The 23,658-nt window shown below is 67.3% G+C and carries 22 protein-coding genes and 1 tRNA gene; 12 read left to right on the forward strand and 11 right to left on the reverse strand.

From position 1 onward, the window contains the following. Positions 1–15 precede the first annotated feature (15 nt). The 4 genes from AC5P8Z_RS11080 to AC5P8Z_RS11095 form a co-directional block, all read right to left on the reverse strand. Positions 16–768, reverse strand: coding sequence for a pilin (locus AC5P8Z_RS11080; protein ID WP_295567132.1), 753 nt, complete (start codon positions 766–768; stop codon positions 16–18). A 39-nt stretch (positions 769–807) separates the two neighbouring features. Next, the gene (locus AC5P8Z_RS11085; RefSeq protein WP_005411195.1) at positions 808–1,281 is read right to left on the reverse strand and encodes a DUF494 family protein; all 474 of its coding nucleotides are present in this window, start codon (positions 1,279–1,281) and stop codon (positions 808–810) included. A gap of 43 nt (positions 1,282–1,324) precedes the next feature. Next, complete coding sequence (gene dprA / locus AC5P8Z_RS11090) at positions 1,325–2,452, reverse strand: DNA-processing protein DprA (RefSeq protein WP_495229037.1); 1,128 nt, start codon at positions 2,450–2,452, stop codon at positions 1,325–1,327. Between the two features lie 331 nt (positions 2,453–2,783). Beyond that, positions 2,784–3,917, reverse strand: a complete 1,134-nt coding sequence (locus tag AC5P8Z_RS11095) for a LysM peptidoglycan-binding domain-containing protein (RefSeq protein ID WP_295567128.1) — start codon at positions 3,915–3,917, stop codon at positions 2,784–2,786. A gap of 126 nt (positions 3,918–4,043) precedes the next feature. Here AC5P8Z_RS11095 and def point away from each other — a divergent pair, with 126 nt between their 5' ends. From def to AC5P8Z_RS11120, 5 genes are all read left to right on the forward strand, one after another. Then, the gene (gene def, locus AC5P8Z_RS11100) at positions 4,044–4,556 is read left to right on the forward strand and encodes a peptide deformylase (RefSeq protein ID WP_286070048.1); all 513 of its coding nucleotides are present in this window, start codon (positions 4,044–4,046) and stop codon (positions 4,554–4,556) included. 120 nt (positions 4,557–4,676) lie between these two features. Further along, positions 4,677–5,600 (forward strand): methionyl-tRNA formyltransferase, encoded by a 924-nt coding sequence (gene fmt, locus AC5P8Z_RS11105; RefSeq protein ID WP_286070047.1) that lies wholly within the window; start codon positions 4,677–4,679, stop codon positions 5,598–5,600. Between the two features lie 3 nt (positions 5,601–5,603). Further along, positions 5,604–6,935, forward strand: coding sequence for a 16S rRNA (cytosine(967)-C(5))-methyltransferase RsmB (gene rsmB, locus AC5P8Z_RS11110; protein ID WP_495229038.1), 1,332 nt, complete (start codon positions 5,604–5,606; stop codon positions 6,933–6,935). A gap of 24 nt (positions 6,936–6,959) precedes the next feature. Continuing rightward, entirely contained in the window at positions 6,960–8,669 is a 1,710-nt protein-coding gene (locus AC5P8Z_RS11115) for an ArnT family glycosyltransferase (RefSeq protein ID WP_286070045.1), read from the forward strand. Positions 8,670–8,819: 150 nt separating this feature from the next. Then, a complete protein-coding gene (locus AC5P8Z_RS11120; RefSeq protein WP_286072063.1) occupies positions 8,820–10,076 on the forward strand; it encodes an O-antigen ligase family protein in 1,257 nt (418 codons plus the stop codon). A gap of 30 nt (positions 10,077–10,106) precedes the next feature. Here AC5P8Z_RS11120 and AC5P8Z_RS11125 read toward each other — a convergent pair whose 3' ends face one another. After that, complete coding sequence (locus AC5P8Z_RS11125) at positions 10,107–10,913, reverse strand: glycosyltransferase family 2 protein (RefSeq protein ID WP_286070044.1); 807 nt, start codon at positions 10,911–10,913, stop codon at positions 10,107–10,109. Between AC5P8Z_RS11125 and AC5P8Z_RS11130 the strand changes: the two genes are divergently transcribed. Beyond that, positions 10,912–11,970: a CDP-glycerol glycerophosphotransferase family protein gene (locus tag AC5P8Z_RS11130; protein ID WP_495229039.1), complete on the forward strand. Its 1,059-nt coding sequence runs from the start codon at positions 10,912–10,914 to the stop codon at positions 11,968–11,970. The genes AC5P8Z_RS11125 and AC5P8Z_RS11130 overlap by 2 nt on opposite strands. 184 nt (positions 11,971–12,154) lie before the next feature. Here the strand turns inward: AC5P8Z_RS11130 and AC5P8Z_RS11135 are convergent, their stop codons facing one another. The 4 genes from AC5P8Z_RS11135 to AC5P8Z_RS11150 form a co-directional block, all read right to left on the reverse strand. Continuing rightward, positions 12,155–13,693, reverse strand: a complete 1,539-nt coding sequence (locus AC5P8Z_RS11135; protein WP_495229040.1) for a PH domain-containing protein — start codon at positions 13,691–13,693, stop codon at positions 12,155–12,157. After that, on the reverse strand, positions 13,690–14,190 hold the full coding sequence (locus AC5P8Z_RS11140; protein ID WP_495229041.1) for a PH domain-containing protein: 501 nt from the start codon (positions 14,188–14,190) through the stop codon (positions 13,690–13,692). Before AC5P8Z_RS11140 ends, AC5P8Z_RS11135 begins: the two co-directional genes overlap by 4 nt. Positions 14,191–14,265: 75 nt before the next feature. Further along, positions 14,266–15,399: a GTP cyclohydrolase II RibA gene (gene ribA / locus AC5P8Z_RS11145; RefSeq protein WP_286070039.1), complete on the reverse strand. Its 1,134-nt coding sequence runs from the start codon at positions 15,397–15,399 to the stop codon at positions 14,266–14,268. A gap of 86 nt (positions 15,400–15,485) precedes the next feature. Continuing rightward, on the reverse strand, positions 15,486–16,406 hold the full coding sequence (locus AC5P8Z_RS11150; protein ID WP_286070038.1) for a lauroyl acyltransferase: 921 nt from the start codon (positions 16,404–16,406) through the stop codon (positions 15,486–15,488). A gap of 61 nt (positions 16,407–16,467) precedes the next feature. Here AC5P8Z_RS11150 and dtd point away from each other — a divergent pair, with 61 nt between their 5' ends. The 4 genes from dtd (at position 16,468) to AC5P8Z_RS11170 (ending at position 19,506) form a co-directional block, all read left to right on the forward strand. Then, positions 16,468–16,908: a D-aminoacyl-tRNA deacylase gene (gene dtd / locus AC5P8Z_RS11155; RefSeq protein WP_043034581.1), complete on the forward strand. Its 441-nt coding sequence runs from the start codon at positions 16,468–16,470 to the stop codon at positions 16,906–16,908. Positions 16,909–16,998: 90 nt separating this feature from the next. Beyond that, complete coding sequence (gene rpoD, locus AC5P8Z_RS11160; RefSeq protein ID WP_495229042.1) at positions 16,999–18,852, forward strand: RNA polymerase sigma factor RpoD; 1,854 nt, start codon at positions 16,999–17,001, stop codon at positions 18,850–18,852. Between the two features lie 378 nt (positions 18,853–19,230). After that, a complete protein-coding gene (locus AC5P8Z_RS11165; protein ID WP_495229043.1) occupies positions 19,231–19,386 on the forward strand; it encodes a hypothetical protein in 156 nt (51 codons plus the stop codon). A 44-nt stretch (positions 19,387–19,430) separates the two neighbouring features. Beyond that, a tRNA-Ile gene (locus tag AC5P8Z_RS11170) sits at positions 19,431–19,506 on the forward strand. Between the two features lie 143 nt (positions 19,507–19,649). Here AC5P8Z_RS11170 and AC5P8Z_RS11175 read toward each other — a convergent pair. Both AC5P8Z_RS11175 and AC5P8Z_RS11180 read right to left on the reverse strand, forming a co-directional pair. Further along, the gene (locus AC5P8Z_RS11175; protein ID WP_286070033.1) at positions 19,650–20,165 is read right to left on the reverse strand and encodes a hypothetical protein; all 516 of its coding nucleotides are present in this window, start codon (positions 20,163–20,165) and stop codon (positions 19,650–19,652) included. Further along, a complete protein-coding gene (locus AC5P8Z_RS11180) occupies positions 20,162–20,983 on the reverse strand; it encodes a hypothetical protein (RefSeq protein WP_286070031.1) in 822 nt (273 codons plus the stop codon). Before AC5P8Z_RS11180 ends, AC5P8Z_RS11175 begins: the two co-directional genes overlap by 4 nt. Positions 20,984–21,171: 188 nt before the next feature. On the opposite strand from AC5P8Z_RS11180, the gene AC5P8Z_RS11185 reads away from it, so the two are divergent. Continuing rightward, complete coding sequence (locus tag AC5P8Z_RS11185; protein ID WP_286070029.1) at positions 21,172–21,813, forward strand: hypothetical protein; 642 nt, start codon at positions 21,172–21,174, stop codon at positions 21,811–21,813. Positions 21,814–21,874: 61 nt separating this feature from the next. After that, positions 21,875–23,650 carry a serine hydrolase domain-containing protein gene (locus tag AC5P8Z_RS11190; RefSeq protein WP_495229044.1) on the forward strand — a complete coding sequence of 592 codons (1,776 nt, stop codon included), beginning with the start codon at positions 21,875–21,877 and terminating at the stop codon, positions 23,648–23,650. Positions 23,651–23,658: the final 8 nt, after the last annotated feature.

The following is a 23,658-nucleotide window of genomic DNA, read 5'->3' on the forward strand; positions in this document are numbered from 1 at the left end:
CGGCGTGCATGCGGCTCAGCCGCGGCACGACGGCGGCAGGTACTTGTCGTCGCTGGCGCCGCTGCATTCCCAGCGGCCACTGTCGCGGTCGTATTCCAGCCACAGCAGATCGCCGTCGATGCTCTTGCCCGGCATGGCCAGGGTCGCTTCGATGCCGCAGTGGCCGTTGTTGAAGCGGCCGATGTTCACTGCCGACAGGCCGGCATGGGCGAAATCGCCCGGGGCCGGGAAGCCGGCGTCATTGGCGCCCGGGCAGCGGCCTTCGTCATCGGCGAAATGCTGCACCTGGTCCTTCAGCGGCTGCAGCGCGGCTACGGCGCCGGCGACTTTGCTGCGCACGGTGTAGTCCTTGTACGCCGGCAGCGCGATGGCGGCGAGGATGGCCAGGATCGGCACCATCACCAGCAACAGGCCACCCCCGATGATGGCGGTCAACGCACAGCCGGACAGCTTCTTCTTCGGCGGCGGCAGCACGCCGGCCGATGCGCTGGTGGCATACGGCGTGGGCGCCGGCAGTACCGGAGGCTGTGGCGGAGGCGGTGCGACTGGTTCGGGATCCGGTTCGACCGGCGGTACAGCGGCGTCCAGCGCCGGCACGATCAGGCCCAGTTCGTCCACGACGGTACGCAACGGCTGCCATTGCGGCAGGCCGTCGCGCCAGACCAGGGTGTCCAGGGAGATCTGGTTGTTGCGGAACAACTCCACCAACTGTTCCGCCGGCAGCGGACCTTGCTGCCGGTTGCCTTCTGCATGGAACCACTCGCTCACGGGGACGCTCCTGAATGCGCTATGCCCCCAAGTGTACGGTCAGTGCAGGGGTTCTGGCTCGTCCATGAACATCTGCGTCTCCATCCAGGCATACGCCGCCTCGGAGCCGGGCTGGTTGAACAGCACCATCAGTACGACCCATTTCAGGTCGTCCAGGTCCAGTTCGTCCTGGTCCAGGGCCATCGCCCGGTCCAGCACCAGCTCGCGCTGGTCGGCGTCGAGGATGCCGTGCTGTTCCAGGTACAGCAGGAAACCGCGGCATTCCACGTCCAGCTTGTCCAGCTCGGGGCCGTGGTAGACGCGCACGGGGCCATCGACCCTCGCCTGGGCCACGCTCGGCCGCTGCGCGGCCAGGGCATCGAGCCAGTCGAACGCCTTGTTGATCTCGGTTGGGCTGAAACCGGCCTGGATCAGGCCGTTCTGGAGCGAATCGCGGTCACGGATCAGGTCCGCATCTTCGCTGAAATAGTGTTCAAACAGGTACAGCAGTACGTCCAGGATGCTCTCTTTCATTGCCCCTCGGCCTGCGTCGCGCGACGCTGTGGAGGTGAAGAAACTAGGGAGTTCGACAGTAGCGGCCGTGTACGCACACCACGATTCCCGCCAGTTCCATGGCCAGCAGCATGGAGGACACCTGGGGCGCCGTCAATCCACAGCACGTGATCAGTGAATCCATACTGCTTGGGTTGTGGTCCAGGGCCCGCCACAAGCGCTGGTAGTCAGGGTCGTCGGCCCAGCGCGCCGGCAGGAGTGCCGGCGGTGCCTGTTCAGTGGGGGTGGCCAGCCGCGATTGCAAGCCCGGAAGCTGCTGGCGAAGGGCGGGGGCGAGCAGTTCCAGTACTTCCTCGGGGCGTTCGACCAGCGCGGCGCCTTCACGGATCAGCCGGTGGCAGCCGGCCGCGCGCGGATTGAGCACCGAGCCGGGCAGGGCGCAGACCTCGCGGCCGGCCTCGGCAGCCAGCCGTGCGGTGATCAGGGCGCCGGAGCGTTGCGCGGCCTCGACCACCACTGTCGCCAGCGCCAGCCCGGCCACCAGCCGGTTGCGCGCGGGGAAGTGGCCCGGGCGTGCCGGTGTGCCCGGCAGGTACTCGCTGAGCACCGCGCCTTCGGCAGCGATGCGTGCCTGCAAGCGGGCGTTGCTGTCCGGATAGGCGCGGTCAGGGCCGGTCCCGATCACCGCCACCGTACAGCCGCCGGCCTCCAGCGTGGCCAGGTGGGCGGCCGCGTCGATGCCGGCCGCCAGGCCACTGGTTACGGCCAGTCCGGCATCGACGAAGCAGCTGGCAAAGCGCGCGGCCAGCGCGCGTCCTCCCGGGGTTGGCGAGCGGCTGCCGACCAGCGCCACCGAGGGGCGCCAGGCCAGGCTCGGATCGCCCGCAACGAACAGCGCCAGCGGCGGGTTCGGGACGTCCAGCAGGGGCGGCGGAAAGGCTGCGTCGGCGAAGGACAGCAGATGGTGGTCGTCGTCTTCCAGCCAGTGCCGTGCCACGGTCCAGGCCCGGACGTCAGGGCGTTCCAGTGCAGCGCACTGCTCTGGCGTACAGCCGTGTGCGCGCCAGTTCGCAGCGCCCTGCGTGATCGCAATCTCTGCGTTGCCCGCGGCCTGCAGCAGGGCCCGCCGTGGCGCCAGCGCGCCGCCTGCCATCACCAGGCGCAGCAGCGCCTCATCCACCTGTCTGGTCATTCCCCCACTATCGGCCGGATACAACGAAGGCGCCCTAGGGCGCCTTCGCATGTGATTGTCAGGGTTTGCCGGAGACCGCCCTGTAGGGTCGACTGTCAGTCGACCATCGCACGCAGTGCGGGCGTTTCCGGTGGCCGGGTGAAAAGCAGTCGACTAACAGTCGACTCTACGGAGGGCATGCAACAAAGGCGCCCTAGGGCGCCTTCGCATGTGATTGTCAGGGTTTGCCGGAGACCGCCCCTGTAGAGTCGACTGTCAGTCGACTACCGCGCGCAGCGCGGGCGCTTTCGGGGGGGGGGCGGTGAAGATCAGTCGACCAACAGTCGACTTTTTACCGCGCATCCGGGTGCAGTGCGTTGTACCCCACGCGCACCGGCTTCACGCCCTGCATCACCAGTGCGTAGCTGACGTTGTCGAAGGTGCGGAACACCATAGCGTGCGCGGCGTACTCGTCCGGCAGCACCACCCGGCCGACGCTGCCGGCGAGGGCATCATCCGTGCGCGACGATGTCGGGTACTTCAGGCGGTCCGCCACATGGCGGCCCGGCCGCCACAGCGAGAACACGGTGCCGTTGTCCACGCCCTGGAAGCGGCCTGCCGAGATTGCGATCACGTCGCGCGGACCACCGGTCGTGAACATGTCGGTGACCGCCAGCACGCGTACATCGACGCCTTCGACGCTGGCTGCCGGTACATGCGGCACGAACTGCAGGTCGTACGGCCTGGCCTCGATCGGGACCAGGCGGTCGCCCGCGCGGACTTCACGGCCGCCTTCGTTCTTGTCCAGCACCAGCGTGGACGCCTGGACCTTGCCGCCGGCGACCTGGGTGATGGTGCCGGTGGCGACCTGGGCAAGTTCATAGCCGAGCACGCCGCGGCGGTGGTTGGGGGCGTTGTAGTCCCGCCACAGGTTGCCGCTGCCCGGGGTGACGCTGCCGTTGGCGGTCAGGTCCTCGGTCGGCTTGGGCTGGGCGTAGCGCACGGTGGGACGGACCACGGCCCAGCGCTGGCCCAGCTGGGCCTCGGCCAGGCGCACGTAGACGGCGTGGCCGCTGGTGGCGCGCAGGCGTTCCTCTTCAAGGCCAACCACGGACGGCAGCTGCTCGATGCTGTCGACCACGCTCAGCTGCTTCAGGAACGGCTCGACCTGGGCCAGCGGAATGGCGTCGATCGGCGCCTCCTGGCGCGGGCCCGGCCGGGCAGCCACGGTCACCCGGTCCAGATAGGCCAGGCTGAGCACGTCACCGGGATAGATCAGGTGCGGATTGGCGATCTGCGGATTGGCCTGCCAGATCTCCGGCCACAGCCACGGCTTCTGCAGGAAACGTGCGGCGATATCCCACAACGTATCCCCTTTTCGGACCACATAGGTGTCCGGGTGCCCGCCATTCACTTCCACGGCGGTAGCATAGGCAGCCACGGTCAGCATCGCCGCGGCGACGACCGTACGAAAACGAAGCAACATAGGTGTGAAGCCCTGATTCCCCAACAGGTCCGCGCACTATAGTCCAGAAACCGGGGCGCAAGGCAAGCGTTGGAGCTAGAATCTGCGACGTATGCCGGCGTGCCGGCCCCCTATCCGGAAACAGCCATGGCCCTTCTCCCCATTCTCGAGTTCCCCGATCCGCGTCTGCGTACCAAGGCCGCGTTGATCGAAGCTGCCGAAGTCACCACGCCGGCCTTCCAGGAACTGATCGACAACATGTTCCTGACCATGTATGACGCCCCGGGCATCGGCCTGGCCGCCACCCAGGTGGACGTGCACAAGCGCTTCATGGTCATCGACGTCAGCGAAGAAAAGAATGAACCGCATGTGTTCATCAACCCGGAAATCGTCGCCAGGGACGGGGGCCGGGTGTACCAGGAGGGCTGCCTGTCGGTCCCGGGCATCTTCGCCGACGTCACCCGTGCCGACACCATCACCGTGAAGTACCTGGACCGCAACGGCCAGGAACAGCAGATGGAAGCCGGCGAAGTGCTGGCCACCTGCATCCAGCACGAGATGGATCACCTGGACGGCAAGCTGTTCATCGACTATCTGTCGCCGCTCAAGCGCGAGATGGTGCGCAAGAAGCTGGCCAAGCAGCGCAAGCACGTGGCGTGATCGCCCATCCGGGCCGCCCTCCGGGTGGCCCTTGCCCGCGCCGCACGCGTGGGCTGTACGGCGCCGGCCGACGGCGCCGTTTTCTTTCCTGCACGAATCCATCCTGCAAGTGGGGTAGCCATGAGGATTGTCTTTGCCGGTACGCCGGAATTCGCGGTGTCGTCGCTGCGCGCGGCTGCGCGCCACCATGAGGTCGTGGCGGTCTACACCCAGCCGGACCGCCCGGCCGGTCGTGGCCGTGGCCTGGCGCCTTCGCCGGTCAAGCTTGAGGCCGTGGCCCGTGGCATTCCGGTCTACCAGCCGGAGTCGCTGAAGGGCGAAGCCGCCCAGCAGCAGCTGCGCGAGCTGCAGCCGGACCTGATGGTGGTGGTGGCCTATGGCCTGATCCTGCCCAAGGCGGTGCTGGCCATCCCGACCCATGGCTGCTGGAACGTGCACGCCTCGCTGCTGCCGCGCTGGCGCGGTGCCGCGCCGATCCAGCGTGCGATCCAGGCCGGTGACACGAAGACCGGCGTGTGCCTGATGCAGATGGAAGCGGGCCTGGATACCGGCCCGGTGCTGCTGCACCAGGAACTGCCGATCGCTGCCACCGATACCGGTGGCCAGCTGCACGACAAGCTGGCCGAGCTGGGCGCACAGGTGCTGTCCGATGGCCTGGGCCTGCTGCGTGCCGGCATCAAGCCGATCGCGCGGCCGCAGCCGGAACAGGGCGTGACCTACGCGCACAAGCTGGACAAGGCCGAAGCCAAGCTGGACTGGGCGCAGGACGCCGGCGCGCTGGCGCGGACCGTGCGCGCGTTCAATCCGTGGCCGATCGCCGAGGCGACGCTGGCCGGCGAACGCGTCCGCATCCATGGTGCGGTGGCGCTGGAGGCGGACCACGGCCAGGCACCGGGCACCGTACTGGCCGCCAGCCGCGATGGCATCGACATCGCCTGTGGCCAGGGCGCACTGCGCCTGCGCGTGCTGCAGCGTGAAGGCGGCAAGGCGATCACCGCCGCCGACTATCTCAACGCTCGCCGCGACCTGCGCGTGGGGGCATAAGCGGTGTCCAAGCAGAACGATTTCTCCGTCGCCAGGGCGGCGCCGGGTGCGGCCACGCGCATGCTGGCCGCGCGCGTGCTGGCACAGGTGTTCACCCGTGGCCGTTCGTTGAAGGCCGAACTGGCCTGGGCGCTGCCGAAGCTGGCCGACAGCCGCGACCGTGCGCTGCTGGAAGCCCTGTGTTTCGCTGTACTGCGCCGTCGCAGCACCTACGACGCGGCCTTGCAGGCCTGGATGCAGAAGCCGCTGTCGGCGCGCGATGCCGACCTGCGTACGTTGCTGATGGTCGGCTTCGCCCAGCTGGACGTGCTCGAACTGCCTGCTCACGCTGCGCTTTCGGCTACGGTCGATGCGGCGCGCGCGCTAGGTCGTGAGCGCCAGGCCGGCCTGGTCAATGCGATCCTGCGCCGCGCCCAGCGCGAAGGGTTCCCCGAACAGCCTGCGCGCGACGCCTTCCCGGAATGGTTGGCTGATGCGATCGAACGCGACTGGCCGGCGCAGGCCGAGGCGATCTTCAATGCCAGCCTGCAGCCTGCGCCGCTGTGGCTGCGCGCCAACCGTCAGCACGGTGGCCGCGACAAAGCCATGGCGGCGCTGGCCGAGGCCGGCATTGCCGCTGAACCGAGCGCGCTCTGCACCGATGCATTGCGCCTGGCGGCTCCCGTTGCCGTCAACCAGCTGCCGGGTTTCGCCGATGGTGCACTGTCGGTGCAGGACCTGTCGGCGCAATGCGCGGCCGACGCGCTGGCGCCTGCGACCGGCGCGCGCGTGCTGGATGCCTGCGCGGCACCTGGCGGCAAGTCGGCGCACCTGCTGGAGCGCGACCCGAGCCTGCGCCTGCTGGCACTGGATATCGACGCGCGTCGGCTGGCCCGTGCGCGCGACACCTATACCCGCACCGGCGTGGGCGAGCATGCGCAGACCCTGGTCGCCGACGCCAGCGATCCCGGCGCGTGGTGGGATGGCGTGCCGTTCGACGCGATCCTGCTGGATGCGCCGTGTTCGGCCACCGGCGTGATCCGTCGCCAGCCGGATGTGATGTTCCACCGCCGTGCCGAAGACATCGATGCACTGGTGGGCGTGCAGGCGCGCCTGCTGGAGGCCTGCTGGTCGATGCTGCGCCCGGGCGGCGTGCTGCTGTATGCCACCTGCTCGATCCTGCGCGCGGAAAACATCGACCAGGTGCGCGCGTTCCTGAAGTGGCATCCGGACGCTATGGCACAGCCCCTGGGTGACGCATTTGGCGTGGATTGCGAGGGCGTGGCACGCCAGCGGCTGCCCGGGGACAACGATGCTGACGGTTTCTTCTACGCGCGTCTGATAAAAGCAGGCTGACCCCCCGCTGCCGTTTCGAGTCCCATGCTGAAAACCCACGCGTCGCGCCAGACGTGGTTGTTCGTGGTGGTGGCCCTGCTGGTGCTGGGGGCCGGTCTCGGTCTCCGCGATCCGTGGCCCTCTGACGAACCACGCTTCGCGCTGGTGGCCCGGCAGATGGTCGACAGCGGTTACTGGTTGTTCCCGCACCGTGGCACCGAGCTGTATTCGGACAAGCCACCGATGCTGATGTGGTGGCAGGCCACGCTGTACGGCCTGGTCGGCCACTGGCGCGTGGCCTTCCTGCTGCCCTCGCTGCTGGCCGCGCTGGGCACGCTGTGGTGCGTGGTCGACCTGGGGCGCCGGCTGTGGACGCGCCAGGTCGGGCTCTACGCTGGATGGGCACTGCTGTTCGCGCTGCAGTTCACCTTCCAGGCGAAGAAGGCGCAGATCGATCCGCTGCTGGTGCTGTTCATCACCCTGGCCAACTATGGCCTTCTGCGCCACCTGCTGCTGGGCCCCGCCTGGCGCTGGTGGTGGCTGGGCTGGTTCTTCGCCGGCATCGGGGTGATCACCAAGGGCGTGGGCATGCTGGCGCTGCTGATGATCGTGCCGGCTGCCATCGCAGCGGCCCTGCACTGGCCCCGTGTCTGCCTGCATGCGCGCGACGGCCGCTTCTGGCTGGCACCGCTGGCCTTCCTGCTGGCGGTATCGCTGTGGCTGGTACCGATGCTGCTGGCCGGCTGGGGTACCGGTTCGGACGCGTACCGGGCCTACATCGACGACATCCTGTTCCGGCAGACGGCCCGACGCTACACGCAGTCCTGGGACCACCACCAGCCGTGGTGGTATTTCCTCGGCGTGATGCCGTCGATGTGGATACCGGCGTTCCTGGCGTTGCCATGGGCGATCCCGGCGTGGCGCCGGCGCCTGAGCCGCCGCGACCCCCGTTACCTGCTGCCGCTGGCCTGGTGGGGGCTGGTCGTACTGTTCTTCTCGATTCCACAGGGCAAGCGCGATGTCTACATCCTGCCGGCGTTGCCGATGTTCTGCCTGGCGCTGGCCCCGCTGCTGCCCGGGCTGCTGAAACGGCGCGATGTGCAGGCGGTCCTGGCAGGGTTCACCGCGCTGCTGGCGATCGGCCTGGGCCTGGCCGGGGCGCTTGCACTGCTGGGTGATCCGCACTTCGAGGTGGGCCTTGCCCATGGGCGCGGGCTGCCGCCGGGCGCGACCGATACATTGGCGTGGGCGCTGTTGGCGATGGGGCTGTGGGGCGGGTTGAGCCTGCTGGCCTGCGGCCGTCGCCGGCATCATGCGCTGGTGTCGACCCTGGCCATGGTATGGGCGCTGTACAGCCTGGTCGGCTACCCCCTGCTGAACGATTCCAGTTCCGCCCGCGGCCTGATGCGCACGGTCGGAGCACGCCTGCGCCCGGATGCCGAGCTGGGGCTGGTGGCCTGGAAGGAACAGCATCTGCTGCTGGCCGACCGCCCCGCGGCGACCTTCGGCTTCGAGACCGCCTGGGACGAGCAGCTGATAGCCGCCACGCGCTGGCAGCGGCTGGCGCCCGGACGCCGTTGGCTGCTGGTCCACGAATACGCAATGCTGTCGTGCATCGATCGCAACCGCGCTGAACTGGCCGGCGTGGCCAACCGGCGGCGCTGGTGGCTGGTACCGGCGGCGGCGGTCACGGTGCCCTGCGTGGTTACCGCAGAAGAGCGCGAACGTGAACGGCGTTTACAGGAACATGACTAGCCACCGCGATTTCTCCTTGTCCAGTCTGCCCAAGCGTGGCCAAAGGCAGTAAAACAACAGGCTGGGACCGGCCTCGATGGGTCCCCCGTTTTCCAGCAGATCGCAGCGATACTTCCCGACGTGCCAGCTTCACCGGACAACCTGAACCGCATGGCCGGCGATCCGCTGGGCGTTCCCGTCGGTGGCCGCCACGGGGCCGCACACGCGCTGGCCCAGCTGGGCCTGTTCTGCCTGCCGGCACTCGTGCTGACCGTGCCGATCAACCTCTTGCCGTATGGGGTCCTGCTGCTGCTCAGCACCCTGCTGGCGCCGGAGCTGCTGTGGCGCGCGCGGGGCATGGCCGGTCAGCCGGTGAAAGTGCTGGCCTGGCTGATGCTGGCGGTGCTGGCGCTCGGCGTGCTGTCGGTGGTGTTGTTCGAGCAGGGCCTGCGCGACGTCGACAACCGTTCCCGGTTCGTGGTGATCCCATGGATTGCGCTCTGGGTCTGCGCGCTGCGCCCTAACCTGCGGTGGCTCTGGTACGGGTCATTGACCGGCCTGCTCGCTACCTTCGCGATGTCGCTGTGGCAGGTACTCGCTGGTGCCCCGCGCGCGGAACTGTTCACCAATGCCATCGTGCTGGCCGACATCGTGATGGTGCTGATGGTGCTGCTGGTGTTCTGCCGCCCGTCGCGGCGCTGGTCGCTGGTGATCCTGGGCATGGCTGCCGGCTGCGTCACCATTGTGCTGACCGGCAGCCGCGGCGTGTTCGCCGCCTTGCTGGCGCTGCTGGTGGTACTGGCACTGAGCCTGCGCTGGCGCACCGGCGCGGCGCGCCTGTCGGTGCTGGCCGGCATGCTGGCGATCGGTGCGACCCTGCTGCTGTCAGTACCGGAGCTGCGCCACCAGGTCCGCCTGAGCGAGCTGCACAGTGACGTGCAGCGGATGGAGCTGGGTGACAGTGATTCTTCCGCCGGCGCCCGCGTGGAGCGCCTGCAGGTAGCCTGGCAGACCTTCCTCGATCACCCGCTGGTGGGCGTTGGCATCGGTCATTTCGACAGTGCGATGGAACGCGTGCCGGTCTGCCGCGAGAACCCGGCAGAGGCGCGCTGCCACCTGGGGCATGCACACAATGACGTAGCCGAATGGGCAGCGACCCAGGGCGTCCCCGGCCTGCTGCTGTTGCTGGCGGTGTATGGCATCCCGCTGGGAGTGTTCGTGCGCCTGCACCGCCGCAGCGGACGGCCGACCTTCCGTGGGCCGGCCGCAGCCGGCATCATGCTGGTGACCACCTACGCGTTGTGTGGACTGACCCAGTCGATGTTCGCGCATCAGATGACCGCCAGTTTCTACGTGACTCTGGTCGGTCTGCTGACCGGCCTGTCGATCGTCGAAGGCACGCGCCACCGGGCCGTCACCGGGTCGTGACGCACCGGCGCGCCGGGCAGGCCCCGGCGATCACGGATTCGGCGGGTCAGCCACGGCCTGGCCGTTGCCCAGCATCCACAGCATGATGGTCTTCTGGCGCACGTAGTTGGCGCGAACATAGGCGTAGACCAGGCCGTGCCAGCCATCGCGGAAGCCGCCGCGGAACACGAAGCCGCGCCAGAACCGCCACGCCGGGGCCAGTACCAGCTTGCCCAGGGTGGCCCGCTTGCCACGTGCGAACTCGTGTTCGGCCATCATCCGTGCGTACTTCTCGGTCTTGGCCAGCTGCTGCTGCAGTGAGCGGTACGGGTAGTGGATGAGATCGCCGCGCAGGGTGCCGACGCTGCCGTCCACGCTGGCCGCTTCGTGGATCTCGCGCTTGCCGCGCCAACCGCCGTGGCGCCGGTCGAACAGACGCAGCACGCGGTCGGGGTAGGCATTGCCGTGGCGCAGGAACCTGCCGAAATACTCGGACAGGCGCGCGAAGCGGAAGCCTGCGTGGCCGCTGAATCCGCCGTCGCGCGCGGCCTCGATGGCCGCGCGCAGTTCCGGGCTGATGCGTTCGTCGGCGTCCAGGCACAGCACCCAATCGTGCTGCGCCTGCGTCACGCAGAACGCCTTCTGGCTGCGGAAACCCTCGAACGTGCGCTGCAGCACGCGGGCACCGGCGGCCTCGGCGATGGCCACGGTGGCATCGGTGGAATACGAGTCCACCACCACGATCTCGTCGCAGAAGGCCAGCGAGGCCAGGCAGTCGCCGATGCGTCCGGCCTCGTTGAACGCGATAATGCACGCCGAGATGCGAGGCCGTTCGATGGGAGCGGTCGTGGAGGACATGATGGCCGGGTACCTGTTGTTTGCGACGGAGCGTTATGCGCTGCCTATTCTCGCCCCGTTGGCGCAGGCCTTGCACGCCTCCGGGCAGGAGGTGGCGGCCTGGTTCGAGGGCGGCGCGGCCGGCAGCAGCCTTCCGGGGGTGCCCACGGTGGGCCTGAAACAGGCGCTGGCAATGCGCCCGCGCGCGGTGTTCAGCGCCGCCAACTGGGTGCCGACCTTCCTGTCTGGAGCCAAGGTACAGCTGTTCCATGGCTTCAACGTGGAAAAGCGCGACAGTGCGCGCGGCCACTTCCGGGTGCGCGGCATGTTCGACCTGTACTGCACGCAGGGGCCGGCCACCACCGTGCCGTTCCGTCAGATCGCCGAGCAGCAGGGCCATTTCGCGGTGGCCGAAACCGGCTGGCCGAAGCTGGACCCGCTGTTCCGCGATGACGGTGGCGAGAGCGTCGCACTGCGCGCGCCGGCCGGCGACCGCCCGGTGATCCTGTTTGGTTCCACCTTCACCGAGCGGCTGAGCGCGGCCCCGCACCTGCTGGAACCGATTGCCGCCGACATCGCTGCCGGCGAGCGCTACTGGCTGCTGACCCTGCACCCGAAGTGCCCGCCGGAACTGTTCGAGCGCTACCGCGCGCTGGCCGGTGCCAATGCGCGCTTCATCGAGCCCGAACAGGTGATGGCCGCGCAGCGCGCGGCTGACGTACTGGTGTCGGACACCTCGTCGATCGTTTCGGAGTTCATCGTCCAGCACAAGCCGGTGGTGACCTTCCGCAACCGCGTGCCGAAGCCGCACATGATCGACTTCGACGATGCCACTCAGCTGCCGGCGATGCTGCAGCGCGCGCTGCATCCTGACGCCGCGCTGCAGGCGGAGATCGTGCGCTATGCCGATGCGATCCACCCGTACCGCGATGGCCTGTCCAGCGAGCGTGTGATCACCGCCACCGAGGATTTCCTGTCTGGCGAAATGGGAGCATTGCGCCGCAAGCCGTTCGGCAGCTGGGTGCGTGATCTGCAGATCCGCAAGGATCTGGGCTATTGGGGGCCGTCGCAACGTTGACGGGAGGCGCCAGGTCTACTGGGTGGCTCCGACTGGGTAGAGTCGACTGTCAGTCGACTGCACTTCCATTGGCCGCGGAAAACCCCGCGCTGCGCGCGACAGTCGACTGACAGTCGACTCTACCGTCGGGCGTCCACGCAGGCAGTGATGTCCGGTAGATCCACGCCATGCGTGGATGCCCGCCTCACCAGCGCAGCTTGCGCCGCGCCAGCGCTGCCGCCAGCTGCTCCATCAGCTGCTGCGCCTGTGCCTGCGGAAGGTAGTGCAGGGTCAGCGCCACGTCGCCATGCGCGCCGGCGGTATCCAGCTGCAGGCTGCTGGTGCCCAGCAGCTTGTCCAGCGGCGAGCGCTGCAGGCGCAGGCCCTGCACCTTGTCCAGTTCGGCCCAGCGCCACCAGCGCTTCCACCAGCCGCCGCGCACGGCCACGTAGTGGTCGTCCAGATACCAGCCCATGCGTGCCATCTGCCGTTGCGCGACCCACAGCGCCACCGGCAGCCAGGCCAACAGCAGCAGGCCCCACTGGCCCCAGCGCCAGTAGCCGGCGGCGGCCAGCAGCGGCACCACCACCAGCGCACCCAGGCACAGCCGCCACCAGCCACGCTGCGGAATGGACTGCCAGTGCGTTGGCGGCCAGTGCAGCTGTGGCAGCAGATGCTGCACCAGCTGCGTGCAGCGCTCGCTCGACGCCAGCGGCGCGAGTTCGCGCAGGACGCGGTCCTCATCGCGCGAGGGGCCACCCGCGGCGCTGTCGATGCGCAGCTGGCGCAGACCGAACCAGCGCTGCAGGGTGCCTTCGCGCAGCGTCCAGGCCTGGATGCGGCGACGCGCGACACTGCTGCGGGTGCGGCTGAGCAGCCCGGCCGACACGGTCAACCGGCGTTCCTGCTCGCTGAGGGTGAAGCCGTGGTAACGCAGCAGGGTCAGCACCACCGACAGCACGCGCAGCCCCAGCCAGCCAAGCAGCAGCGCGCCGGCCAGCAGCAGGAACGCGCCGGTCATGCCCGGATGCAGGTGGCTGACATAGCCGAAAGCCTCGCGGCCGCCGCGCTGCAGGGCATCGTCCATCACCGGCCGTGGCACGGCCTGGAACAGTACGCCGAAGGCGGCGATCGCCAGCGCCCAGCCACGGTTGGACAACAGGCCCATGCGCACCACGTCCCAGCTGGACAGGCGCAGCAGCACGTGTTCGCTGTCGACATCGGCAATGGGCGGCGCATCCACCGCGTCGTCGGCGTGCGGCGCCTGCCCTCGCTGGCGGACCAGCCGTTCCAGTGCCAGCGCCTGGTCCAGCTTCAGCACCCGCATCTCCGCTTCAGGGCGCACACCGCCGGCCGATTCCAGGCGCAGCTCGGCCACGCCGAACAGGCGGTGCAGCGGGTTCTGCCGCACCTCGACGTTGTGGATGCGGGCGAACGGGATCTCGCGACGGTTGCGCGCCAGCAGGCCGCTGCGCACGGTGATCGCATCACGGCCGATGCGGTAACGGTAGCTGAGGTACTGCAGCACCGATACCAGCACCAGCGCCGCGATTGCGGTCAGCGGGATCAACTGCGCCCACATCGGGTCGCGGTCGCCGCGCTGGCCGAACACCAGCAGCGCGACCAGCGGCAGGAAGTAATGGCGCAGCTGCATCAGCAGCACGAACAGCCACGACCACGGGTGCAGACGGTGATCCTCGCCACCGGCAGGCGACGGTGCAGGCAGGGGAGGCGGAAGGCTCACAGGGCGTCGGCGTCCTGGTCCAACTGGTGCGAGAGGGTGTCGCGCAGACGCTCGGCGTCGGCTTCGTCCAGGCCACTGACGGTGACCGCGCTCATGCGGGTGCCGGCGGTGTGCACGATCAGCGTGGCCAGACCGGCGCGGCGCTCCAGCGGCCCCCGGCGCAGATCCAGGTGCTGCACGCGCGAAATGGGAATGCGCGTTTCCAGCTGCCACATCAGGTCGCGGCGCAGGCCCAGGCCCTGTGCGTCCAGCCGCCAACGGGTGCGGGTCAAACGCCGATGGCCCAGCCATGCACCGAAGGCGATGCCCAGCACCAGCCCGGCCGCAGCGGTCCAGAGGCTGCCGGGCAGATCGAAGAACCATGCCGCCGCCGCCAGTGGCAGGCCCGGGACGAACAGGCCGCCAAGGGCGCCTTCCAGCGCGGCCAGGCGGGCGGCGCGTTGCGGCAGTGTCTGCCAGTCAGAGGGGGGCGGTGCAGGAATCGATGCGTCGGTCACGCGGGCTCCGTCAGGCGGCAGGGCGGGCTGGGGCGGCCGTGGCCACACCGCGCAGACGGTAGCAGGTCGGCTGCGTTACTGGGCAGCCTGGATCAGCGCATCGACATCCAGCATATGGCCGGCACGGTCGGCCTTGGTGCGCAGGTAGTGCTCATTCTCGGCGGTGATCTCGCCGGTGACCGGAATGCAGTCCAGCACCTCGATGCCGGCATTGCGCAGGCGCTGCGCCTTGGTCGGGTTGTTGCTGAGCAGGGCCACGCGCGAAATGCCCAGGCCGTGCAGCATCGCCACCGCGCTGCCGTAGCGGCGCTCGTCGGCACCGAAGCCCAGCTGGGCGTCGGCGTCGATGGTGTCCAGGCCGTCGTGCTGGTAGCCGTAGGCGCGCATCTTGGCGGCGATGCCGGTGCCACGGCCTTCCTGGTCCAGGTACAGCAGCACGCCGCCGCCCAGTTCCTTCAGCTTGCGCAGGCCGCGTCGCAGCTGGTCGCCGCAGTCGCACTTGAGTGAGCCGAACAGGTCGCCGGTCAGGCACGAGGAGTGCACGCGTACCGGCACCACCGCCGACAGGTCCGGCTCGCCGACGATGATCGCCACCTGGTCGCGCTGCGCCACGCCGCCGCGGAACACCGCGAAGGTGGTCATGCCGACGTCGCGCAAGGGCACCGGCGAACGCGCCACCAGTTCGTAGTCGTGGGCCGCATGTGCTGCGCCTTCGGCCAGGTCGCACAGCGCCACGTCGGCAGCGTCGTCGAAGGTGCGGTCATCGGCATCCAGGCGCACCGCAACCATGGCCGGCAGCAGCAGGCCCAAGCGGGCCAGCTCCACCGCGCCGGCATCGAAGGCGTCACCGGCGCTCCAGCCCTCCGGCATCGGGCCCGGTTCGCGCAGGTAGCCCAGCGAGGGCAGGGCATCGAAGGCGACGCCGGCCAGCGGCAGGCGCGCGCCCTCGGGAGCCTCCACCCCGAGCACGCGGGCACGGGTGGCGGTCAGGAACAGGTAGTGGCGCTCGCGGGCGGCAGTGGCGAAGGCGGCGAAGCTGCTGGCCGTGGCGCTGTCCAGCGCGATCACCGCCAGGCGCTGGCCCTGGCCATCGTGGAGCAGCACCGGGCGACCGGCGCGCAGTTCGGCAACCGCGCGCTCACAGCGGATCGCGGCCGGATCGCCGAACAGGGAAGAAGCAGACATGGCAGGACCGGGGGAGGCGGACATCGCAGTCTCTATGGGGGCGACGGCGTCGTATTCAACGTGGTGCGGCCGCGGGTCGCAGGGACCGGGCGGCTTTGGGCGGGCGGCCGTCAGTGAGGATGCTCTTCGGTCGCGTAGGGGTCTTCCTCGTCGCTGCCCGGTGGCCGCAGCGTATAGCGCTTGTAGGTCCACTGGTACTGCGCCGGGTCGCGGCGGGCGATGCGTTCGATGCCGGCGTTGAGGGCGGTGGCCGCCACCAGCGGGTCCGGATCGGCCACGGCCGGGTCGGTCGGCTCGATGTGCAGGGCGAACTCCATGTCCGGCCCGATGCGCTCGCACCAGCCATAGAGCACGGTGGCACCGGTGCGCTCGGCCAGGCGGTTGACCAGGGTCATGGTCAGCGCCTGCACGCCGAAGAACGGCACGAATACGCCATCACCGGCCTTGGGCTGCTGGTCGGGCAGGATGCCGGTGGCACCGCCGTCCTTGAGCACCTTGAACAGCTGGCGCACGGCCGGGCCTTCGGCGCGCACCTGCTGCACGTTCTGCCCGCCGCGCACCAGCTGCAGGAAGGCATCGCTGGCCTCGTCCTCCGGCGGCTTGTAGACGATGGCGATCTGCCCGCGCGAGGCCAGCCACTGGTTCAGCAACTCCCAGTTGCCGAAGTGGGGCGCGGCCACGATCACGCCCTTGCCGCTGGCCAGGGCCGCGTCATACAGGGCCTCGCCATGGCGCTGCTTCAGGTGCAGGCGCAGGTTGTCGGCCGGCGCCTGGCTCCACAGCCGCAGGGTTTCGATGGCCTGCAGGGCGGTGGAGCGCAGCAGTTCCCGGTGCAGGCGGTCGCGGGCAGCGCCGTCCAGCTCGGGGTAGGCCAGCTCCAAATTGCGCCGGGTGACACGGCTCTCGCGGGCATTGAGGGCGATCCACGCCCACGCCAGGGCGCGCGCGAACGCCCGCAAGAGCGGCCAGGGCAGGCGGGCGAACAGGGTGGTGGCGCGGTAGACCAGCCGGGCTTTGCGTTGCGGATTCATCGGCGCCAGTTTAGCCAAGGGCGCTGCTATCGTGACCGGCCCTGTTCATTGGAAGCCTACGATGCTCGTCCTGATCCAGCGTGTCAGCCAGGCCGCCGTCCATGTCGACGATGAGGCCGTGGGGCAGATCGGGCCCGGCCTGCTGGCCCTGGTCGGCATGGAGCCGGGCGATACCGAGGCCCAGCTGCGGCGGATGGCCGAGCGCCTGCTGGGCTACCGGGTATTCGCTGACGAGGCCGGGAAGATGAACCGCTCGCTGCGCGATACCGGCGGCGGCCTGCTGCTGGTCAGCCAGTTCACCCTGGCCGCCGACACCCGTTCGGGCATGCGGCCGAGCTTCACAACGGCCGCGCCGCCCGACGAGGCTGAACGCGGGTTCAATCGCTTTGTCGAGATCTGTCGTGAAAATCACGCACCCGGGGTGGAAACGGGCCGATTTGGTGCCCATATGGTCGTCAGCCTGGTCAATGACGGTCCCGTGACCTTCCTTCTCCGGCCCTGAGCCTGCGGGACCACCGCCCGGCAGGCGGGGCCCCGGGCTGGTATAATGCTACGTTCCCTATTTCTCCCTAGCCGGTGGCGCGAGCACTACATGGCCAACGAACGTCCTGCCCAATCCGAAATCAAGCAACTGATCAGCAAGGGCCTGGAACAGGGCTACCTGACCTACGCCGAAGTCAATGACCATCTGCCCGACGACATGGTCGACCCGGAACAGATCGAAGACATCATCGGCATGATCAACGGCATGGGCATCGATGTCCATGAAGTTGCGCCGGATGTGGAAACCCTGCTTCTCAACGACGGCAACACCGGCAACCGCGAAGTCGATGACACCGCGGCCGAAGAAGCTGCCGCCGCGCTGAGCGCGCTCGACACCGAAGGTGGCCGCACCACCGACCCGGTGCGCATGTACATGCGCGAAATGGGCACCGTTGAGCTGCTGACCCGCGAAGGCGAAATCGCCATCGCCAAGCGCATCGAGGAAGGCCTTTCGCAGGTCCAGGCGGCCCTGGGCCAGTTCCCGGTCTCGGTCGAGTCGCTGCTGACCGACTACGAAGCCCACAAGGAAGGCAAGAAGCGCCTGGCCGAAGTGATCGTCGGCTTCAACGATCTGACCGATGAAGAGCCGGCTCCGCCGGCGGCCGCTGCCGATGACAGCAGCGATGCGGACGCCGAAGGCGACGAGGACGAGGACGAGGATGTCGACGGTGCCGATGAAGAAGCCGCACCGACCGGTCCGGACCCGGAGGAAGTCGCTGCGCGCATGCAGGCGCTGAGCGATGCCTTCAACGCCTTCAAGAAGGCCGCGACCAAGGGCGACAAGAAGAACCTGCCGCGCCTGCGCGAAGAAATGTCGGCGGTGTTCGTCACCCTGAAGCTGCCACTGCCGCTGACCGATGTGCTGACTAAGCAGCTGCGCGACACCATGGCGTCGATCAAGGCCCATGAGCGCCGCGTGCTGAACCTGGCCACCGTCACTGCCCGCATGCCGCGCAAGGACTTCATCCGTTCCTGGGAAGGCAACCAGACCAACCTGGAGTGGGTGGAAGACGCACTGAAGCGCAAGCAGAAGTGGTCCTCGGCTCTGCGCGAAGTGAAGGACCAGATCATCGCCGAACAGCAGGCGACGATCGACATCGAGACGCTGACCCAGCTGGACCTGGAAGAGCTGAAGGAAATCAGCCGTGCCATGGCCTACGGTGAAGCCAAGGCGCGCAAGGCCAAGAAGGAAATGGTCGAGGCCAACCTGCGCCTGGTGATCTCGATCGCCAAGAAGTACACCAACCGTGGCCTGCAGTTCCTCGACCTGATCCAGGAAGGCAACATCGGCCTGATGAAGGCCGTGGACAAGTTCGAGTACCGCCGCGGTTACAAGTTCTCGACCTATGCCACCTGGTGGATCCGCCAGGCGATCACCCGCTCGATTGCCGACCAGGCACGCACCATCCGTATTCCGGTGCACATGATCGAGACGATCAACAAGCTGAACCGCATTTCCCGCCAGATGCTCCAGCAGTACGGCCGCGAGGCCACGCCGGAGGAGCTGGCCAAGGAAATGGACATGCCGGAAGACAAGATCCGCAAGGTGATGAAGATCGCCAAGGAGCCGATCTCGATGGAAACCCCGATCGGCGACGACGAGGATTCCCATCTGGGCGACTTCATCGAGGACACCAACGTGGAGTCCCCGATCGAGAACACCACCAACATCAACTTGTCTGAAACCGTGCGCGACGTGCTGGCCGGCCTCACCCCGAGGGAAGCCAAGGTGCTGCGCATGCGCTTCGGCATCGACATGAACACCGACCACACGCTGGAAGAGGTCGGCAAGCAGTTCGACGTGACCCGCGAGCGCATCCGCCAGATCGAAGCGAAGGCCCTGCGCAAGCTGCGTCACCCGAGCCGTTCGGAGCAGCTGCGCAGCTTCCTGGATATCGATTGATATCCGGCGACCGCTGATGTGTTGAGGAAAACCCCGCTTCGGCGGGGTTTTTCTTTGGTCGCGCCGGGCCATGCCCAGAGGATTCGTCACGGGATTCGTATTGGTTACGTAACACTATTCCGGCGGCGGAACGCTCGGAGTTGGGAGAAATCCATTTCCAAGCAAAGGTTTGTGAAATGCTGCCGGCGTTGGGAAGGCGGTGACTGCTGGAAATTACGTAACACTATTCGTCCCATAACGCCCGCCCGGTCGCGCCGGGCCACGCCCGGCGAACTGCCCTGTGTCGCATCTGCCATTTGAACTCTCTCAATGGCGGACGCAGTCTGGACGGACAGATGCTCAACCATCCCGTAGGCGGGCCGGACATCACCGGCACCGATGCAGACGCGCAGTGCAACGCACATCGCGGGCGGCCTGCTGTACCGCCCCTTGTGCATCTGGAGTTACACCATGAACGATGTGGAGCACGACACACTTGAGATAGCGGAGGTGCGGCTGAAGCAGGTGGCCAAGGCACTGGCCGTTGATGCCTGAGTAGCCGGGCAGGGGCGCGCTCCACTACACTGTGGCGCGGCGCAGGGCCTATAGCTCAACGGTTAGAGCAGGGGACTCATAATCCCTTGGTTCCAGGTTCGAATCCTGGTGGGCCCACCATATTGACGTCCTTCAAAGTCCAAGGACGTCCGATGCTGCAGCATGAACAACACGTATGGCCCAAGCCCTGATGGCTCCCGGTTGTTGCATCAGCGGCAGCAAAGGGCAGCACCCTACGGCGATGCCCTTTCGTTGCAGTGCCCTCAGGATCGCGGAAGATTCTCGATCGGGCCCACGCGACCGGGCGGAGGCGGCTGACAGTTGCCGAAGCATCCGCCACCACCGGGGAACCAGCCGCCGATCCCGCCACCACCGCCAGTGCTGCCACCGCCGCCGCCGCCGCCTGACGGGGGAGTCGAGGCGAAGCTGTCTTCAGTGCCGCCAGACTCTTCTGCCGACTTCCCGCACGGCTTGCTGACGGTGATCATGCTTGAGCCGGTCATCATCATGATTTTTGTCTTGTACATGACGTTGCCGACGAAGGACGTATTGCGCCAGGCATCCGCACCGAAGGTCCTTTCAGCGGTCTCATCCAGCTTCTTCAGGAATGCCCGGTTGGGTGCCTCTGCGGACGAGGCCCCGGCTTGCTTGGCCGCCGCGATATCCTTCAGGTCGACCGATATCGAGAACGGGAGCATTGGAAGAACGGTGCAGGCCAGAGCAACACCGGTAACGGTGAAAGCTGCGGCGGCCAGGGCGAATTTACTTACAGGTTTCATTGCCATCCTTGCGAGTTGTCAACGGGGAACGGGCGGTAGTCGGGAACGAACGCGTTGCCGGTTCTTCCCTGGTAGAGCTGATTGAAAGTAGCGTTCAGACGAAGCGCTTCGGCCTCCCCCTGCATCCGCTCCTCGATAGTGAGTGGCGCAGAGAACATGATTTCCCTGCCAAGCGCAGCGGAAGGGTCTGCGCGCATCTCCAGGACGCGCGAAATCGCGTATGCGTTGATGTTTCCCGCTCGGCCGGTGGATGCAAAATGAGTCGCAAGCAACTGCAGCGCAAAGTAGTTGCCGTCCACTGCGGACGACATCATCTGGTCCAGGGCCGCTCGATCGGGGAGCCGTCGCGAGTCCAGCATCGTGCGGGCAAGCTTGTCGCCGTTGTTGGCGGCCTGTTCCAGCAACGCATCGGGCGCGCTGGAGTAGGAAGCCCATTGCGCGGTATTCGGATAGCCGTGTTCGTCCAGCCAGCGCTGCTCTTCGCGGCTACGCCCATCAAATGGATCATCTTCCTTCGGTTCCATGGCGTCGCGATTCTGCGGAACACCAGGAAACAGCATGTTCGTGCTGCTTGCAGGCCGTGACGCGGTTGATGCCACTGGGGGGGTCGAGCTGACGGGGCCGCTGCGTTGCCTGCCGGCCTGTTCAACACCCGGTGCTGCCTGCGAGGACTGTGACGCAGGGCGGAAGAGAAGAAATGCCGTTGCTGCCCCCGTGACGAGCACGGCAACGATGAGCGCTGCGGCGAACTTCTGCGATGTACTTCGGTTTTCCATGATGCCGGGAGGAGTTCCTTGCGTTGAATTCGGATTGCGCATATCTGGATCGCCTGCAAAGAACGGACAAGGGGTGCACCCTCCCCCAGTCCCCCGTGGCCCGGATTCATTTTCTGTTTACATTGTTGTGGTCTGGTCATTCAGCTGACTTCGAAGATGCCCTGCGCACAGGTGCATTCCGGCACACTCTGCGGGCCCGATGGCGGGTGGCTCGCATGCAGGGATCGACCATGCCCAACACCGATACGCCGGTAGAAGACTTCACCACCGAGATCGAAGACAGCCGGCACCGGTTTGCCTGGTGCCTGATGCGCTACGGGCAGGTTGCCGAAGAACTGGCAATGGAACACGCGCGCCAACGCTATCCCGACCAGACCCCCGGCTGCGAGTACGAACACGCGCTGATCTTCCACGACGAGCCCTGGCACTGGGCGATGCTGCACGTGAAAGGCGAAGGGTATTGGCAGCAGCACCCGGAACTGGCGGAGCCGTCGCTGGACTACGAAGCCGAATCGGACGCACTGTCCCTGGCCCGCGGTGAGCAGGTGCCACTGCTGGATGAGGACGAGTACCTTGGCGCGCTCGCGCATGCACGCCACATGCGTGCATGGACGCTGGTCCATCAGGCGGGTCGCTCGCCGGATGAAGCACGCCAGGAGGCGCTTGGCCACTACGCGTATCATCCGCGCCATCATCGCGGACGACTTCAGGTTCACGATCCGCGTGACGGCTGGTGCCATGTGATGAGCACACTGCATGGCAACGATTACTGGTCACGACCAGAGCTGCGGGAACCGCCACAGGCCTATTGGAGCGAGTCCCGCGCCTTTGTTTCGGCGCAGGGAATCCGCTTGCCGGACCCTCCGGGCTGAGGCCTGCTCAGCCAGCGAAGGCGCAGCTCCATCGATCACCGCACTCTGTGCCGAATGACACATGCCGCGCCATTTCTGCTGGCGGGAAGATGGCGGCATCCTGAAGTGGAGTGATCTGATGCTTGGTACGCTCAGCCGTCGCACCTTCCTGGCCAATGCCGCGGCTGTTCCGGCGGCCGCGCTCATGCCCACCGGCGTTGCTGCGGTGGCGCAGCCAACCGTCACCACCGGGAACCTGATCGACGCGGAACGCGGCGTGATCCGCTCGGCCATGGCCGGCAGCGGCATCGGAGCCGCTGCCGTCTGCCTGGTCGAAGGCGGGCAGGTGCGCTGGACTGAAGGCTTCGGTCACGTATCAGGCCAGGGCAGCGTGCCCGTAGACGCCAGCACGATGTTCAGCATCCAGTCCACCTCGAAGAACTTCGCGGCGGTGGCGGTGCTGTTGGCCGTGCAGGACGGCATCCTTGATCTGGACGCGCCCATTACCCGCTATCTGCCGTCGTTCACGGTGCGCAGCCGCTTCGAGCATGCTCCACAGGAGCGCATCAGCCTGCGCCTGCTGCTTGCCAATCGCGCGGGATTCACGCACGAGGCGCCACTGGGCAACAACTACGAACCGGCGTCGCCGGGCTTTGATGCGCACGTCCGCAGCATCTCGCAGACATGGCTGCGCTTTCCAGTGGGTGCGCGCTATCGCTACTCCAACCTGGGCTTCGACCTTGCCGGTCATGTCCTTGAGCATGTTGCGGGCATCAGCTATCCGGCCTGGCTGCAGCGCCGGATCTTCGAGCCGCTGGGAATGCACGACAGTACAGCCGATGCGTCGGTCTACCTGGCAAGCAAGGGACGAGCACTGGGAACCCTGGAAGGGTTTGCGCAGGTGCCGCCAGTGACGCCGCTGGTGGTGTCGGGAGGCGTCTGGACCAGTGCCGCCGACATGGCGAAGTATCTTGGCTTCCTGCTCGGTGGCGGCCGATCCGGTGCGCAGCAACTGCTCGAGCCACACCTTTGGGACGAGATGCATGGTTTCGGCCTGGGCGGTGACTACGGGCTCGGTGTCATGCGCAGCGAACGCCTCTACGGCAGTACACCGGTGCGGCTGCTGCACCACCGCGGCGGGGGCTTCGGATTCGGGTGCGTATTCACCTACTGCAGGCAGGCAAACGCTGGATTTTCCGCAATGTTCAATCGCGCGACGTCTGCGGGGTACGGCATCGGCGAGCGTCTGCTCGATCAGCTGTTGTCGGCGCGTTTCGGGACCCGTCAGCCGCGTGTGCCCCTGTCTTCCCTGGCGCCGATCAGGTTGAACCAGGACCAGGTGCAGCGGATGGCGGGAAGCTGGATCGGGCGCAGCGGCAAGGCGAAGATCGGGGTTGCTGGAAACGGCGAGCTGCAACTGCATCGAGGGGCGCACGCCGAGGGTACCCGCTTTGCGGCCATCGACGGCGATCAACTGTTCACTGTGGACACCGATGGAGAGGTTGCGACGTATCGTTACCATGCGGCGACGGACATGCTGCCGGCGCACCTGGAATGCAGCAACGGCGAGGATGGCCTGGACCAGAACGATCCCATCGATGGGCCCACCGGGTCGCAGGCGCCCCATTGGCAACCCTGGCTTGGACGCTATCGCGTTGACCAATGGGGCAAACCATCGATGTTCGTTGTGCTGGAGCAACGACACGGCTGGCTGTACATCGATGGCATCCGCCTGGTTGCTGAGGTGGAGCCCGGCTTGTTGTTCACCAGCGATGGCGAAGCGGTGGATTTTCGCGGCTCCCAGCCGACATGGCGCAACCTGCGCCTGCAGCGCGTCGCGCCCGTGGGCCAGGGGTGATGGCGGCA

Source organism: Stenotrophomonas sp. YJH_SMC_17 (assembly GCF_059371655.1).

Coding starts and splice junctions, on each gene's coding strand:
- AC5P8Z_RS11085 (WP_005411195.1), bottom strand. CDS start 1,281: ATGAAAGAGAGCATCCTGGACGTACTGCTGTACCTGTTTGAACACTAT.
- dprA (WP_495229037.1), bottom strand. CDS start 2,452: ATGACCAGACAGGTGGATGAGGCGCTGCTGCGCCTGGTGATGGCAGGC.
- AC5P8Z_RS11095 (WP_295567128.1), bottom strand. CDS start 3,917: ATGTTGCTTCGTTTTCGTACGGTCGTCGCCGCGGCGATGCTGACCGTG.
- def (WP_286070048.1), top strand. CDS start 4,044: ATGGCCCTTCTCCCCATTCTCGAGTTCCCCGATCCGCGTCTGCGTACC.
- fmt (WP_286070047.1), top strand. CDS start 4,677: ATGAGGATTGTCTTTGCCGGTACGCCGGAATTCGCGGTGTCGTCGCTG.
- AC5P8Z_RS11115 (WP_286070045.1), top strand. CDS start 6,960: ATGCTGAAAACCCACGCGTCGCGCCAGACGTGGTTGTTCGTGGTGGTG.
- AC5P8Z_RS11120 (WP_286072063.1), top strand. CDS start 8,820: ATGGCCGGCGATCCGCTGGGCGTTCCCGTCGGTGGCCGCCACGGGGCC.
- AC5P8Z_RS11130 (WP_495229039.1), top strand. CDS start 10,912: ATGATGGCCGGGTACCTGTTGTTTGCGACGGAGCGTTATGCGCTGCCT.
- AC5P8Z_RS11125 (WP_286070044.1), bottom strand. CDS start 10,913: ATGTCCTCCACGACCGCTCCCATCGAACGGCCTCGCATCTCGGCGTGC.
- ribA (WP_286070039.1), bottom strand. CDS start 15,399: ATGTCCGCCTCCCCCGGTCCTGCCATGTCTGCTTCTTCCCTGTTCGGC.
- AC5P8Z_RS11150 (WP_286070038.1), bottom strand. CDS start 16,406: ATGAATCCGCAACGCAAAGCCCGGCTGGTCTACCGCGCCACCACCCTG.
- dtd (WP_043034581.1), top strand. CDS start 16,468: ATGCTCGTCCTGATCCAGCGTGTCAGCCAGGCCGCCGTCCATGTCGAC.
- rpoD (WP_495229042.1), top strand. CDS start 16,999: ATGGCCAACGAACGTCCTGCCCAATCCGAAATCAAGCAACTGATCAGC.
- AC5P8Z_RS11165 (WP_495229043.1), top strand. CDS start 19,231: ATGCAGACGCGCAGTGCAACGCACATCGCGGGCGGCCTGCTGTACCGC.
- AC5P8Z_RS11175 (WP_286070033.1), bottom strand. CDS start 20,165: ATGAAACCTGTAAGTAAATTCGCCCTGGCCGCCGCAGCTTTCACCGTT.
- AC5P8Z_RS11180 (WP_286070031.1), bottom strand. CDS start 20,983: ATGCGCAATCCGAATTCAACGCAAGGAACTCCTCCCGGCATCATGGAA.
- AC5P8Z_RS11185 (WP_286070029.1), top strand. CDS start 21,172: ATGCCCAACACCGATACGCCGGTAGAAGACTTCACCACCGAGATCGAA.
- AC5P8Z_RS11190 (WP_495229044.1), top strand. CDS start 21,875: ATGCCGCGCCATTTCTGCTGGCGGGAAGATGGCGGCATCCTGAAGTGG.